Source organism: Streptomyces sp. L7, from assembly GCF_050990935.1.
Classification (GTDB): domain Bacteria; phylum Actinomycetota; class Actinomycetes; order Actinomycetales; family Microbacteriaceae; genus Leifsonia.
The window spans coordinates 1,843,802-1,857,483 of record NZ_CP194644.1 but is presented as its reverse complement, the minus strand read 5'-3'; the positions used below and the strand labels follow the sequence as shown (position 1 = coordinate 1,857,483).

General features: G+C 68.8%; 12 protein-coding genes and 1 pseudogene. 11 read left to right on the top strand and 2 right to left on the bottom strand.

What is annotated here, in order from left to right; translation table 11 throughout:
* Window positions 1-201 precede the first annotated feature (201 nt).
* The 11 genes and pseudogenes from ACR5MH_RS09395 (at window position 202) to ACR5MH_RS09345 (ending at window position 10,964) form a co-directional block, all read left to right on the top strand.
* Entirely contained in the window at window positions 202-1,284 is a 1,083-nt protein-coding gene (locus ACR5MH_RS09395; protein ID WP_431346988.1) for a BMP family lipoprotein, read from the top strand.
* Window positions 1,285-1,375: 91 nt separating this feature from the next.
* Window positions 1,376-2,914, top strand: a complete 1,539-nt coding sequence (locus ACR5MH_RS09390) for an ABC transporter ATP-binding protein (RefSeq protein WP_433862526.1) — start codon at window positions 1,376-1,378, stop codon at window positions 2,912-2,914.
* Window positions 2,911-4,239, top strand: a complete 1,329-nt coding sequence (locus tag ACR5MH_RS09385; protein ID WP_431346987.1) for an ABC transporter permease — start codon at window positions 2,911-2,913, stop codon at window positions 4,237-4,239. The genes ACR5MH_RS09390 and ACR5MH_RS09385 overlap by 4 nt, the downstream gene beginning before the upstream one ends.
* 52 nt (window positions 4,240-4,291) lie before the next feature.
* Window positions 4,292-5,524 (top strand): ABC transporter permease, encoded by a 1,233-nt coding sequence (locus tag ACR5MH_RS09380; protein ID WP_431346986.1) that lies wholly within the window; start codon window positions 4,292-4,294, stop codon window positions 5,522-5,524.
* A pseudogene (locus tag ACR5MH_RS09375) lies at window positions 5,521-6,005 on the top strand (cytidine deaminase). Before ACR5MH_RS09380 ends, ACR5MH_RS09375 begins: the two are co-directional and overlap by 4 nt.
* Complete coding sequence (locus ACR5MH_RS09370; RefSeq protein WP_431346985.1) at window positions 6,002-7,306, top strand: thymidine phosphorylase; 1,305 nt, start codon at window positions 6,002-6,004, stop codon at window positions 7,304-7,306. The pseudogene ACR5MH_RS09375 and the gene ACR5MH_RS09370 overlap by 4 nt, the downstream one beginning before the upstream one ends.
* A gap of 253 nt (window positions 7,307-7,559) precedes the next feature.
* A complete protein-coding gene (locus tag ACR5MH_RS09365) occupies window positions 7,560-7,796 on the top strand; it encodes a hypothetical protein (RefSeq protein WP_431346984.1) in 237 nt (78 codons plus the stop codon).
* An 8-nt stretch (window positions 7,797-7,804) separates the two neighbouring features.
* Window positions 7,805-8,995, top strand: a complete 1,191-nt coding sequence (locus tag ACR5MH_RS09360) for a hypothetical protein (protein WP_433862525.1) — start codon at window positions 7,805-7,807, stop codon at window positions 8,993-8,995.
* Between the two features lie 70 nt (window positions 8,996-9,065).
* Window positions 9,066-10,181 carry an adenosine deaminase gene (locus ACR5MH_RS09355; RefSeq protein ID WP_431346982.1) on the top strand — a complete coding sequence of 372 codons (1,116 nt, stop codon included), beginning with the start codon at window positions 9,066-9,068 and terminating at the stop codon, window positions 10,179-10,181.
* Between the two features lie 24 nt (window positions 10,182-10,205).
* Window positions 10,206-10,667, top strand: a complete 462-nt coding sequence (locus ACR5MH_RS09350; RefSeq protein ID WP_431346981.1) for a PTS sugar transporter subunit IIA — start codon at window positions 10,206-10,208, stop codon at window positions 10,665-10,667.
* A gap of 24 nt (window positions 10,668-10,691) precedes the next feature.
* On the top strand, window positions 10,692-10,964 hold the full coding sequence (locus ACR5MH_RS09345; RefSeq protein WP_382457226.1) for a PTS sugar transporter subunit IIB: 273 nt from the start codon (window positions 10,692-10,694) through the stop codon (window positions 10,962-10,964).
* Window positions 10,965-11,071: 107 nt separating this feature from the next.
* On the opposite strand, the gene ACR5MH_RS09340 is transcribed toward ACR5MH_RS09345, so the two are convergent.
* Both ACR5MH_RS09340 and ACR5MH_RS09335 read right to left on the bottom strand, forming a co-directional pair.
* Window positions 11,072-12,787 carry a phospho-sugar mutase gene (locus tag ACR5MH_RS09340; RefSeq protein ID WP_431346980.1) on the bottom strand — a complete coding sequence of 572 codons (1,716 nt, stop codon included), beginning with the start codon at window positions 12,785-12,787 and terminating at the stop codon, window positions 11,072-11,074.
* Window positions 12,784-13,617, bottom strand: a complete 834-nt coding sequence (locus ACR5MH_RS09335; RefSeq protein WP_431346979.1) for a purine-nucleoside phosphorylase — start codon at window positions 13,615-13,617, stop codon at window positions 12,784-12,786. Before ACR5MH_RS09335 ends, ACR5MH_RS09340 begins: the two co-directional genes overlap by 4 nt.
* Window positions 13,618-13,682: the final 65 nt, after the last annotated feature.

The window sequence follows — 13,682 nt, the reverse complement described above, 5'->3', positions numbered from 1 at the left end:
GTCTGCTCCCTTAAGAGGGCCGACCGTTTCCGGCACAGAGAAGTTTGCTCAAATGAGCAGGTGCCAAACAGCCGCGCATTTGTAACGCTTGCATGAAGAAGCCGGATTCGACCACAGTGCGGTTCGTCATATTCGGTAACGTGCACTGCATATCCTGCCCGCGCGCACCCGAGCGGGCACTGCATCTTGGAGGACAAAACCTTGACAATCACAGCCCGTAAGGCCGCCCTCACCGGCGTTGTCGCAGCCGGCGTCGTCGCGCTGCTCGCAGCCTGCGGTTCGGCGCCCAGCTCGACCAGCACCGCCGCGAACTCGAAGTACCTGCCCTGCATCGTCTCCGACCAGGGCGGCTTCAACGACCGCTCGTTCAACCAGCTCGGTCTGGAGGGCGTCCAGGAGGCCGCCAAGAAGATCGGCAGCAGCTACAAGCAGGTCCAGTCGAAGAGCGCCAACGACTACCTTCCGAACATCAAGAGCCTGATCCAGCAGGGCTGCAACATCATCGTCGCCTCCGGCTTCAACCTCGTCGCGCCCGTCAAGCAGGCCTCCGCGGAGAACCCGAAGGTCAACTTCGTGATGGTCGACGACAACAGCATCAAGGCCGCCAACGTGAAGCCCGTGGTGTTCAACACCGACGAGGCCGGCTTCCTGGCGGGCTACGCCTCGGCGAGCTACTCGAAGACCGGCGTGATCGGAACCTACGGCGGCCAGAAGCTGCCGTCGGTCACCATCTTCATGGACGGCATCTCGGACGGCGTGAAGTACTACAACCAGCAGAAGGGCGCCACCAAGAAGGTCATCGGCTGGGACGTCGCATCGCAGGACGGCCAGTTCGTCAACAGCTTCGTCGACCTGAACACGTCCAAGACGATCGCGCAGACCATGCTCGGCCAGAACGCCGACGTGCTCGCCCCGATCGGCGGCCCGATCTACCAGGGCGCCGCCTCGGCGATCAAGGACGGCGGCAAGAACGTCGCCCTGATCGGTAACGACGCCGACGTCTTCCTGACCGACCAGAACGGCTACAACAGCCTGTTCCTCACCTCGATCATGAAGAACATCAAGCCGACCGTCTCGACGATCGTGCAGCAGGCCGCCTCCGGCAGCAAGTTCGACAACTCGCAGTACGTCGGCACGCTGAAGAACAACGGCGTCGGCATCGCCCCGTTCCACGACTTCGCCTCGAAGGTCGACTCCGGCCTGCAGGGCGAGCTCGACAAGATCAAGGCCGGCATCATCGACGGTTCGATCAAGGTCGAGTCGCCGTCGGCGTTCTCGGAGTAAATCCCAGCGACACCCGGGAGGCCGGCCTCGTGCCGGCCTCCCCACCTCGTCCGCCCCGGCCGACGCAAGCCCGACACCCCACAAGGCCCCCATGAAACTCGAACTCCGCGGTATCACCAAACGCTTCGGCGCGCTGGTCGCCAACGATCACATCGACCTGACGGTCGAACCCGGCGAGATCCACTGTCTGCTCGGCGAGAACGGCGCAGGCAAGTCGACCCTCATGAACGTCCTCTACGGCCTCTACCAGGCCGACGAGGGCGAAATCCTCCTGGACGACGTCGTCCAGGACTTCGCCGGACCCGGTGACGCCATGAAAGCGGGCATCGGGATGGTCCACCAGCACTTCATGCTCATCCCCGTCTTCACCGTCGCCGAGAACGTCATGCTCGGCCACGAGCAGACGAAGTTCGGCGGCCGGCTCGACCTCGCCGCGGCCCGCGCGAAGGTGCGCGAGATCTCGGCCCGCTTCGGATTCGACCTCGACCCGGACGCCCTGGTCGAGGACCTTCCCGTCGGCGTGCAGCAGCGCGTCGAGATCATCAAGGCGCTCTCCCGCGACGCCAAGGTCCTCGTCTTCGACGAGCCGACCGCTGTGCTGACCCCGCAGGAGACCGACGAGCTGATGACGATCATGCGCCAGCTCGCTGAGAGCGGCACGGGCATCGTCTTCATCACCCACAAGCTCCGCGAGGTCCGCGAGGTCGCGACCCGCATCACCGTCATGCGTCTCGGCAAAGTCGTCGGCGAGGCGGAGCCCACGGCCTCCAACGCCGAACTCGCCTCGCTCATGGTCGGCCGCAGCGTCGAGCTGAGCGTCCACAAGGAGACCCCGAAGCTCACCGAGAACAGCCTCCGCGTGCGCGACCTCACGGTCTCCGACGCGGCCGGCGTCGTCCTCGTCGACAACCTGAGCTTCGAGGTCCGCGGCGGTGAGGTGCTCGCCATCGCCGGCGTGCAGGGCAACGGCCAGACCGAGCTGACCGAGGCCCTCCTCGGCCTGCAGAAGCGCGTCTCCGGCTCCGTCGAGCTGGACGGCAAGGAGATCCTCGGCCTGTCCGTGCGCAAGGTGCTCGACGCCGGCGTCGGGTTCGTCCCCGAGGACCGCAACGTCGACGGGCTCGTCGCCGAGTTCTCGATCGCCGAGAACCTGATGCTCGACCGCTCGGGCCGCGGCCCCTTCGTCAAGGGCTCGAACCTCCAGCTCAAGTTCCGCGACACGTTCGCGGAGGAGAAGACGAAAGAGTTCGACGTCCGCGCCCAGGGGATCACCACCCACGTCGGCCGGCTCTCCGGCGGCAACCAGCAGAAGGTCGTGCTCGCGCGCGAGCTCAGCCGCGACCTGCGACTGTTCGTGGCGGCCCAGCCGACCCGCGGCCTGGACGTCGGCTCGATCGAGTTCGTCCACGAGCAGATCATCGCCGCCCGCGACTCGGGCGTGCCTGTCATCGTCGTCTCCACCGAGCTCGATGAGATCGTCGCGCTCGGCGACCGGATCGCCGTCATGTACCGCGGCGGGATCGTCGGGATCGTCCCTGCGTCGACGCCCCGCGAGATCCTCGGCCTGATGATGACGGGCGAGGCCCCGCCGGCCGAATACCTCGTCGATGCGCAAGGAGCCTCCGCATGAGCGACCAGATGCCCACTGCCGATGTCGAGGCCGCCGTCGGGGAGACCCCAGTCGATGCCCCGGCACTCGACCAGATCCCCGAGGAGCAGCGCGCCACCGAGCCGCCCGCTCCGGAGATCTCCAAGACCCACCGCGTCCTGCGCGAGATCGCGTCGGGGAGCGTCGTGCTCTCCATCTGCGCGGTCATCGTCGCGCTCGTCGTCGGGGGCGTGTTCATCGCCCTGACGAACCAGCAGGTGCAGCAGGCGCTCGGCTACTTCTTCGCGCGTCCCGCCGACACGTTCGCCGCGATCGGCAACGCGGTCGGCGGAGCGTACGCCGCGCTGTTCCAGGGCGCGATCTACAACACCCACGCACCCGACTTCGCCACCGGCATCCAGTCGCTGTCGACGACGCTGACCTTCGCCACGCCGCTGATCGCGGCCGGTCTCGGCGTCGCCCTCAGCTTCCGGGTCGGCCTGTTCAACATCGGTGGCCAGGGGCAGATGCTCATCGCCGCGCTGTTCGCGGGCCTCGTCGGCTTCAAGCTGCCGATGGCCCCGGGAATCCACCTGCTGATCGCGGTGATCGCCGGCCTCATCGGCGGCGCGATCTGGGCGGCGATCGCCGGCGTCCTGAAGGCGTACACGGGGGCGCACGAGGTGATCGTCACGATCATGCTCAACTACATCGCGCTCAACCTCCTCAGCTATCTGCTGACGACGTCGTTCCTGCGCGCTCCCGGCGCGAACGACCCGCGCACCCCGCCGACGCTACCGACAGCGGTGTTCCCGAAACTGTTAGGGAGCAACTATTCGTTGGACATCGGCATCATCCTGGTGGTGCTGGCGACCATCGCGGTCTGGTGGCTGCTCGAGCGCTCGAACCTCGGCTTCCGCTTCCGCGCGGTCGGGGAGAACCCGAACGCCGCCCGCGTCGCCGGCATGTCGGTCCGGTCGATCTACGTCTGGGCGATGGTCATCTCCGGCGCCCTCGTCGGTCTCGCCGGCGCCACTCAGGTGCTCGGCCAGATCACGACCGGCTTCGGCAGCGACATCGACGCCGGCATCGGATTCTCGGCGATCACGGTCGCGCTGCTCGGCCGCTCCCGGCCGTTCGGCGTGCTGGTCGCCGGCATCCTGATCGGCGCGTTCCAGGCCGGTGGATTCGCGATGCAGGCCGCGGACAACGTCCCGGTCGAGGTCATCGCGATCATCCAGTCGGTCACCGTGCTGTTCATCGCCGCGCCGCCGCTGGTGCGCGCCATCTTCCGGCTGCCCGCCCCGGGCAGCGCACCGCGCCGTCGCCGCTCGGCGACCCGCACGAAGGGAGCGGTCGCCCGATGACCGTCATCACCCAGCCCCCGCCCCGGCACTGGCCGACGGCGAGACCGCGCGCGTGGTCGTGCGCCACTGGCGCCTGCCGATCGTCTTCGCGGTGTTCAGCGCGATCAGCATCCTGTTGTTCCTGGTCTTTCCGCGCCCGGGCACGACGACGTACACGTTCAGCACGAAGAGCGACTTCTTCACGATCCCGAACGTCCAGATCCCCTCGATCGCGACCGGCATCGTCGTGACGGTCATCGCCCTGGCCATCACCGCCGTCGCATTCGTCCTGGTGTCCCGGGGCCGGAGCGTCCCGCTCTGGCTGAGCGCGATCTTCGCGTTGGCGCTGCTGGTCGGGTTCATCACCTGGTCGGTCGGCGACGGCACGGTCCCCGTGGCCGGCCTCCTCGCTGCGGCCCTCGGCCTCAGCGTGCCGATCATCTACGGCGCGATGGGCGGCGTGCTCTCCGAGCGCGTCGGCGTGGTCAACGTGGCGATCGAGGGTCAGCTGCTCGGCGGCGCCTTCACATCGGCGATGCTCGCGACGATCACCCACTCGGTCGTCGTCGGCCTCATCGGGGCCGCAGTCGCCGGAGTGATCGTGTCGTTCATCCTGGCGGCCTTCTCGATCAAGTACCTGGTCGACCAGGTCATCGTCGGCATCGTGCTGAACGTGCTCGTGTCGGGCGTCACCGGCTTCTTCTACACGGCTGTGATGGCGAACAACACGGCGGCATTCAACCTGCCGCCGACGCTGCCGAACCTGCCGATCCCGCTGCTCAGCCAGATCCCGGTGATCGGTCCGGTGCTGTTCGACCAGACCCTGATCGTCTATGTGATGTACGTGGCCGTCGCCGGCGTCTACTTCTTCCTCTTCCACACCCGCTGGGGCCTCCGGGTCCGCGCCGTGGGCGAGCACCCCAAGGCGGCCGACACGGTCGGCGTCAAGGTCAACTCGACCCGGTTCTGGACGGTCCTGATCGCGGGTGCGATCGCCGGCTTCGGAGGCGCGTACTTCACGATCGGCGGCGTCGGCGGCTTCGTGAAGGACATGACCAGCGGCCTCGGCTACATCGCGCTCGCGGCTGTGATCTTCGGACGCTGGGACCCGATCCGGGCCACGCTAGCCGCCCTGCTGTTCGGCTTCGCCGGCGCGCTGCAGAGCCTCCTCGGCCTGCTGCACGCGCCGATCCCGAGCGAGTTCCTGCGCATGCTGCCCTACCTCGTCACCATCTTCGCGGTGGCCGGGCTGGTCGGGCAGTCCCGCGGGCCGGCGGCGTCGGGCAAGCCGTACATCAAGTCATGACCGACGCGATCGACTGGCCGGCGCTGCGCGCCGCGGCGAACGAGGCCATGACGCACGCCTACGTGCCGTACTCGCAGTTCCCGGTCGGCGCCGCGGCGCTGGTCGACGACGGCCGCATCGTCAGCGGCTGCAACGTCGAGAACGCCAGCTACGGCGTCACGCTCTGCGCCGAGTGCGGCCTGGTGTCGTCGCTGGCGATGAGCGGGGAGGGCGGCTCGTCGCGTTCACCTGCGTGAACGGCGACGGCGACACTCTGATGCCGTGCGGGCGCTGCCGCCAGCTTCTCTACGAGCACTCGGCCGAGGGGATGCTGCTGGAGACGGTCTCCGGCATCCGCACCATCGATGAGGTGCTGCCTGACGCGTTCGGGCCGCGCCAACTCGCCGCCTACGCGGAGGAGCACGGCGCCGCAGAGGCGCCTGTCTCCGTGGACCACGGGAAGACCGCACGACCGACGACTAAGAGGGTTACATCTTCGTGAGCACCGCAGCAGGGGTCGAGGCATTCGACGCCGTCGACCTGATCAGGACCAAGCGCGACCGTGGCGAGCTGACCACGGCGGAAATCGACTGGCTGGTGGACGCGTACACGCGCGGCTACGTCGGCGACGAGCAGATGTCGGCCATGACGATGGCGATCTTCCTGAACGGGATGACCCGTCGGGAGATCCGGGATCTCACGCTGGCCATGATCGCGTCGGGCGAGCGGATGGACTTCTCCGGCCTCGGCAAGCCGACCGCCGACAAGCACTCCACCGGAGGCGTCGGCGACAAGATCACCCTCCCGCTGATGCCCCTGGTCGCCTCGTTCGGCGTCGCGGTGCCGCAGCTCTCCGGTCGCGGCCTCGGCCACACCGGCGGCACGCTCGACAAGTTGGAGAGCATCCCGGGCTGGCGCGCGAACCTCAGCAACGAGGAGATGCTCGCCCAGCTCCGCGGCCCGGGCGGCGTGATCTGCGCCGCCGGCTCCGGCCTCGCGCCCGCCGACGGCAAGCTGTACGCGCTGCGCGACATCACCGGGACGGTCGAGGCCATCCCGCTGATCGCCTCCTCGATCATGTCCAAGAAGATCGCGGAGGGAACGAGCGCGCTGGTGCTCGACGTGAAGTTCGGCTCCGGCGCCTTCCTCAAAGACATCGACAAGTCGCGCGAGCTCGCCCGCACGATGGTGGAGCTCGGCAAGGACGCGGGCGTCGCGACCTCCGCCCTCCTCACCGACATGAACGTCCCGCTCGGCCTCGCCATCGGCAACGCCAACGAGGTCCGCGAGTCGGTCGAGGTGCTCGCCGGCGGCGGCCCCGCCGACATCGTCGAGCTGACCGTGGCGCTCGCCCGCGAGATGCTGACGCTCGCCGGGCAGCCGGACGCCGACGTGGAGGCCGCGCTGAAGGACGGCCGCGCGATGGACAAATGGCGGGAGACCGTGCGCGCACAGGGCGGCGACCCCGACGCGGCGCTGCCCGTCGCCCGCGAGACGCACACCGTGCTCGCGGAGTCGGACGGGGTGCTCGTGGAGCAGCAGGCGCTGCCCTTCGGCATCGCGGCGTGGCGGCTCGGCGCGGGCCGCGCGCGCAAGCAGGACCCGGTGCAGCACGCCGCGGGCGTCGACCTCCACGCCAAGCCGGGCGACGAGGTGCGCGTGGGCCAGCCGCTGTTCACGCTGTCCGCCGACGAGCCCGCCCGCTTCGAGCGCGCCCTGGAGGCGCTCGAGGGCGCCTACCGTATCGCGCCGCTGGGGACGCCGTTCGAGCGGGGACCGTTGGTCGCCGAGCGCATCGGCTAGTAGTCGGCGCCGGCGATAGCGTCCGAGAATATGCAAGCATTGTAAATGCTTTCAGTTTAATGTGAGGCTTCTCACGTGAAGGCGGAACCTCCGCCTGATTGAGAGTCGCACCAGTGGACCTACACCCACGCCGTCCCGTGCCCGGGTGGAGCGCGCTCGTCGGCGCCGTCCTTCTGGTCGCGAGCGTGTTCGGGCTGGGTCGTGTCGGATGGAGGCTTGTTACCTGGCATCGCTGGGGGAGGGTGCTTGTCCAGTGGGACTGCCGCCGTTCGAGACGCCGCCGGTTCCCATCGACATGTTCCACGACGGGTTCCACCGCTTTCCCATTTATGTGAGCTGTTCGTATCCGACGGTCTATGACGACTGGCTCGGGTGGAACATCACCTTCGGCTGGGAATACAACTGGATACTGCCGCTTCTGGTCGCGACTTTCATCGCCTCCCTCGTCCTGATCCGGATGAGTAGACGAAACACCAGAGGTATGGAATGAAGAAGCTTATGTTCGCCGTCGCCCCCGTGCTCGGCGCATTGCTCGTCGCCGGCTCCCAGTCCGGCTCGCCGTCGTCAGCGATCACGGCGGATCCTGCTCAGGAGCTGCCGGAAAAGACGACGCAGATCCTCGAGCTCGATCAGCCGGTCGACATCGTCGACGCGACAAGAGTCGCGTCGGGACTCGACGAGACCATCACCGCGTACCGCTTCGACAATGGAAACGTCGTGGGAGAGTACGTGCCGACGGACGATTTCCCAGCGGAGGAGTTCGTCGCCAAGTTCGCCAGCGATTACGGCACACGTCCGGCGTTCGTCGGCATCGTCGTCGAGAAGGACGTTCCGAAGAACTCACAGCGGATGCGTTCTGGGCCCGCACCTTCTCCGATCGTGACCGACGCAGCGCCGATCGACGTGCTTCCGGCGAGCGGCGGCGAGGTCGGTTCGCAGATGGCCGAGATCGAGAACCACGCGATGCAGGAGGTCGAAGGCGCTTCCGTGTTGCGAAACTCGCGAGCGGCGACTGATGTGGAGCGCTGGGCCCCCCAGGACATCGAGATCCAGGCCTATGCGGATGTCACAAACGGTTCCAAGCCGACCTTCCAACACGCGGGCTGGTGGATCGATCCCCTCGGGAACAACACCAAGCAGATGCCTGCAGGCTGGGGTATGGAGATCGAGGTCAACCTCTCGAACGGCGACGAGGGAGGTTCTCGTCCCTACTGTGCTGGCGGGTACAAGGAGAACAACTGGGCAGTGAACTACGGGTGGAGCTGGAGCCTGATGACCGGCTTCGGCGGCAACGCGGGAGCGGTCGGTGCGTATGCCGACTACAACGATCTCTCCGACCCGTGCGGGAAGAACTCGATCGCCATCGGGATGCGGTGGCCGCAGAATCTCGCCTACAACTACGGAGCCCAAACCTACCTCGTCCAGGTCATCGCTCCGAGGGGCAATCGTTCGTACGCGTACGTGAGCGCAAACTTCCAGGCAGTGAGCGACCTCGGCTGCCAAATGGCGCCGTGGATGGCCTACACCGACTGCATGGGCACTGTCAGCCCGACGTGGCCGGGGCCAGGCGATACGAATGTCACCACACTGAATGCGAAGCGAAACTGGACGGTTCCAAACGCCTGCTGGCGTTCGCAGAACTACGGCCGGACCGCGCCCGAACCCCTGACGTGGTGCCCATTCCATTGACCTGGCGCGACGCGGCCGCGTTTCCCGATCCAGGGCGGCGCGGCCGCGCCCTCCCCGGTAGATTGGCCTCATGAGCAACGACGAGGCGTACGCCCTTCCCGACGGAACCGACATCCGGGCGCTGCCCAAGGTCTCCCTGCACGACCACCTGGACGGCGGGCTCCGCCCCGCCACGGTGCTGGAGCTCGCGGACGGCATCGGCCTCCAGCTCCCGGCCGACGACCCCGACGCGCTCGGCGCCTGGTTCGCCGAGAAGTCCAACTCGGGCTCGCTGGTCGAGTACCTCAAGACCTTCGACCTCACCACCGCGGTGATGCAGACCCGCGAGGGCCTCAGCCGCGTCGCCCGCGAGTTCGTGCAGGACCTCGGCGCCGACGGCGTCGTGTACGGCGAGATCCGGTGGGCGCCCGAGCAGCACCTCACCCGTGGCCTCACGCTCGACGAGACCGTGGAGGCAGTCCAGGAGGGCCTGGAGCAGGGCATCGAGGACGTCCGCGCCACGGGCAAGCGCATCCGCGTGGGCCAGCTCGTCAGCGCCATGCGCCACACCGACCGCAGCCTCGAGATCGCGGAGCTGGCCGTGCGCCACCGCGACCGCGGCGCCGTCGGCTTCGACATCGCCGGGCCCGAGGCCGGCTTCCCGCCCTCCAACCACAAGGCGGCGTTCGACTACCTCGCGTCGCAGTTCTTCCCGGCCACCGTCCACGCGGGCGAGGCCGACGGACTCGACAGCATCCGCAGCGCCCTCCTCGACGGCCGCGCCCTGCGCCTGGGCCACGGCGTGCGCCTGGCCGAGGACATCACGATCGAGCGGCAGGACGACGAGAACACGTACGTGACCCTCGGCACGCTGTCGCAGTGGGTGAAGGACCGCGAGATCGCGCTGGAGACCAGCCCGACCTCCAACCTGCAGACCGGTGCGATCGCCGCGTGGGGCGACGACATCCTCGACCACCCGTTCGACCTGCTGTACCAGCTCGGGTTCCGCGTCACGGTCAACACCGACAACAGGCTGATGAGCGGCACGACGCTGACCCGCGAACTCAGCATCCTCGCCGACGCGTTCTCGTACGACCTCACCGACCTGGAGATCTTCCAGCTCAACGCCGCGGCCGGGGCCTTCCTCCCGGTCGAGCAGCGTGAGGAACTGGCGGAGATCATCACAGCGGGTTTCGAGGGTTCGTGACCCGCTAACGCGTACGCTGGTCCCATGCCGCTGCCACCGTTGCCCGCCACCGCTGTGACCGTCGGAGCCCACGCGTCCGACTGGCGCGACGCGGTCGAACTCGCGGGCGAGGCGCTGGCGCGGTCCGGCGCGACGGAGGAGTCCTACGGCACGCGGATGATCCAGGTGATCGAGGAGTTCGGCGCCTACATCGTGATCGCGCCGGGGCTCGCCCTGGCCCACGCGCGTCCCGGATCGGACGTGAACCGCGACGGGCTGTCGGTGGTCACGCTGGACGACCCCGTGGTGTTCGGCCACCCGCACAACGACCCGGTGTCGGTCGTGATCGGCCTCGCCGTGACGTCGCCGGAGGCGCACGTGTCCAGCGTCGCCGAGCTGGCGAACGTCTTCAACGACCCCGACGCGATCCCCGCGCTGGCCGCGGCGGGCGACGTCGCGGAGGTGCAGCGCATCCTGACGCTCAGCGAAGAGGAGGCGGCGCGATGACAGAGGCGGCTCGGGGGCGACGCTGTGAAGATCGTCGCCATCTGCGGGGCCGGGATCGGCACCTCGGGCATCCTGAAGGTGAACGCCGAGCGCGTGCTCGACCGCCTCGGTCTCGACGCGGACGTGACCGCAGCGGATGTCGCGAGCGTGGGCTCCGCGTCGAGCGACGCGCAGATCATCCTCACGTCGCCCGAGCTCGTCGACCGGATCGGCCCGACCAACGCGGACGTCATCGTGGTGCAGAACTACTTCGACCTGGACGAGCTGGAGCAGAAGCTCGACGAAGCCCTCGGCTGACGCTCCGCGATTCGTCACGAATGTGCGTGCGCGACGAAGCCGACATTCGTCACGAATGTCGGCTCTCGCGCGGCGAAAGGCGACATTCGTGACGAATGTCGGGGCGATTACGCGGTGAGGTCGCGCATCGCGGCGGCGAGGGCCGCGACGCGGGCGGTCGCGGTGGCGCGGCGGGCGGCCACGTCGCCCTCGTCGCTGGAGGCGTCGATGTAGATCTTCAGCTTCGGCTCGGTGCCGCTCGGGCGGACCATGACGCGCGAGCCGTCCGCCAGCACGATGCGCAGCACGTCGCTCGGCGGCAGCGCGCCGAAGCCGTCGCGGAGGTCGTCGATGTGGTCGACGGCGACGGCGCCCAGTCTGCTCGGCGGGGTGGCGCGCAGCGCGGCCATGATCTCGCCGATGCGGGACAGGTCGGTGACCCGGATCGAGATCTGGTCGCTGGCGAAGTAGCCGAAGCGCTCCGCGAACGCGTCCAGGTGGTCCGCGATCGTACGGCCGGAGGCGGCGAGGTCGTTCGCGAGGTCGAGGAACGCCGTCGCGGCCGAGATGCCGTCCTTGTCCCGGATGGTCTGCGGATTGACGAGGTAGCCGAGCGCCTCCTCGAAGCCGAAGATCAGGCCCGGGGCGCGGGAGACCCACTTGAACCCGGTGAGGGTGTCGGCGAAGTCCAGGTGATAGGCCGCGGCGACGGCGGCGAGGGCCGGCGACGACACGATCGAGCAGGCGAGGGCGCCGAAGGCGGCGCCGTCGGTCGAGGACCGCTCGGCGAGCTCGGCGGCGCGCCAGCCGAGCAGCGCGCCGACCTCGTTGCCGCTGAGGCGGCGGAAGCCGTCGGCCGACCCGTCCGGGATGGCGACGGCGAGCCGGTCCGCGTCGGGGTCGTTCGCGATGATCAGGTCCACGCCCGCGGCGCGCCCGGTCGCGAACGACAGGTCCATCGCGCCCGGCTCCTCCGGGTTCGGGAAGGACACGGTCGGGAACGCCGGATCGGGGTCGCGCTGCTCCGCCACGACGACCGGGGTCGAGAACCCGGCGCGCGCGAACACAGCCTCTGCGGTACGCCAGCCGACGCCGTGCATCGCGGTGTACGCGAACGTGACGGCGTCGCGCGGTGCGGTGGTGGTCGCGACGGCGGCGGTGGCCTCGATGTAGGCGGCCTCCACGTCGCCGCCCGCGATCTCGAACTGCTCCGAGCGCGGGAGGTCGCCGATGTCGCCGCGCGCGAGCTCCAGGATGTGCGCCTCGATCTCCGCGTCTGTCGGCGAGACGATCTGCGAGCCGTGGTTCTCGCCGCCCAGGTAGACCTTGTAGCCGTTGTCCTCCGGCGGGTTGTGGCTCGCCGTGACCATGACACCCGCGCTCGCATCGAGGTGGCGCACGGCGAACGCGAGCACCGGGGTCGGCAGCAGCCGGGGGAGCAGGACCGCCCGCACACCGGCGCCGGCCATCAGCTCGGCGGTGTCGCGCGCGAAGACGTCGGAGTTCTTCCGGCCGTCGTAGCCGATGACCACCGACGGCCGGCCACCCTCGGCGTGCTCCAGCAGCCAGCGGGCGAAGCCGGCGGCGGCCTGCGAGACGAGCACCCGGTTCATCCGGTTCGGCCCCGCCTCGATCCGGCCGCGGAGGCCGGCGGTGCCGAACTCGAGCCGGGCGTCGAAACGCGAGTGGAGGTCGTCCACGGCCTCCGCGGAGCCCGCCTCGGCGGCGACGATCAGGGACTGCAGCTCGTCCCGGGTCTCGGGATCGGGGTCCTGCGCGAGCCAGGTGCGCGCCTGTTCGAGGAGCTCGGGCGTGTCGACTGCGTTTCCGTTCGTTGGGGTCACAGAGCCTCCACGATCCGGGCCAGCAGGGCGCTGATCACCGGCTCGGCCTCGCGGCCGGCGTCGATGACCTCCTGGTGGCTGAGCGGGGTCTTCTGGATGCCGGCAGCCAGGTTGGTGACGAGCGACATGCCGAGGATCTCCATGCCGGCCTGACGGGCGGCGATGGCCTCCAGCGCGGTCGACATGCCGACGATGTGACCGCCGATCGCCTTGGCCATCTGCACCTCGGCCGGCGTCTCGTAGTGCGGGCCGCGGAACTGCGTGTACACGCCCTCGTCCAGGCTCGGGTCGATGGTCTTCGCGAGCTCGCGCAGGCGCTTCGAGTAGAGGTCGGTGAGGTCGATGAAGGTCGCGCCCTCCAGCGGGGAGTCCGCCGTCAGGTTGATGTGGTCGCTGATCAGCACCGGGGTACCGGGCTTCCAGTGCTCCTTGATGCCGCCCGCGCCGTTGGTGAGGACCATCGTGTTCGCGCCGGCGGCCGCAGCGGTGCGGACGCTGTGCACGACCCGGCGGACGCCGTGGCCTTCGTAGTAGTGGGTGCGCGCGCCGATGACGAGCGCGTGCTTGCCGTTCGCAAGGCGGAGCGAACGCAGCGTGCCGGCGTGGCCCTCCAGCGCCGGCTTGCTGAAGCCGAGGATCTCGTGGGCCGGGAGGACGGCGACGGTCTCGCCGATCAGGTCGGCGGCCTTGCCCCAGCCGCTGCCGAGGGTCAGGGCGATGTCGTGCTTCTCGACGCCGGTCTTCTCGGCGAGCTGCCGCGCCGCCTCCTCGGCGACCTCGAACGGGTCGGTCGCGGGGTCGTCCAGCGGGTTCTGAGTGGTTTCGAGCATGAGGCAACTCTACTGAGCGACTCCCGGCGGTACAGCGTCCGCCCGGTTGCGCATCGGTGCACCGG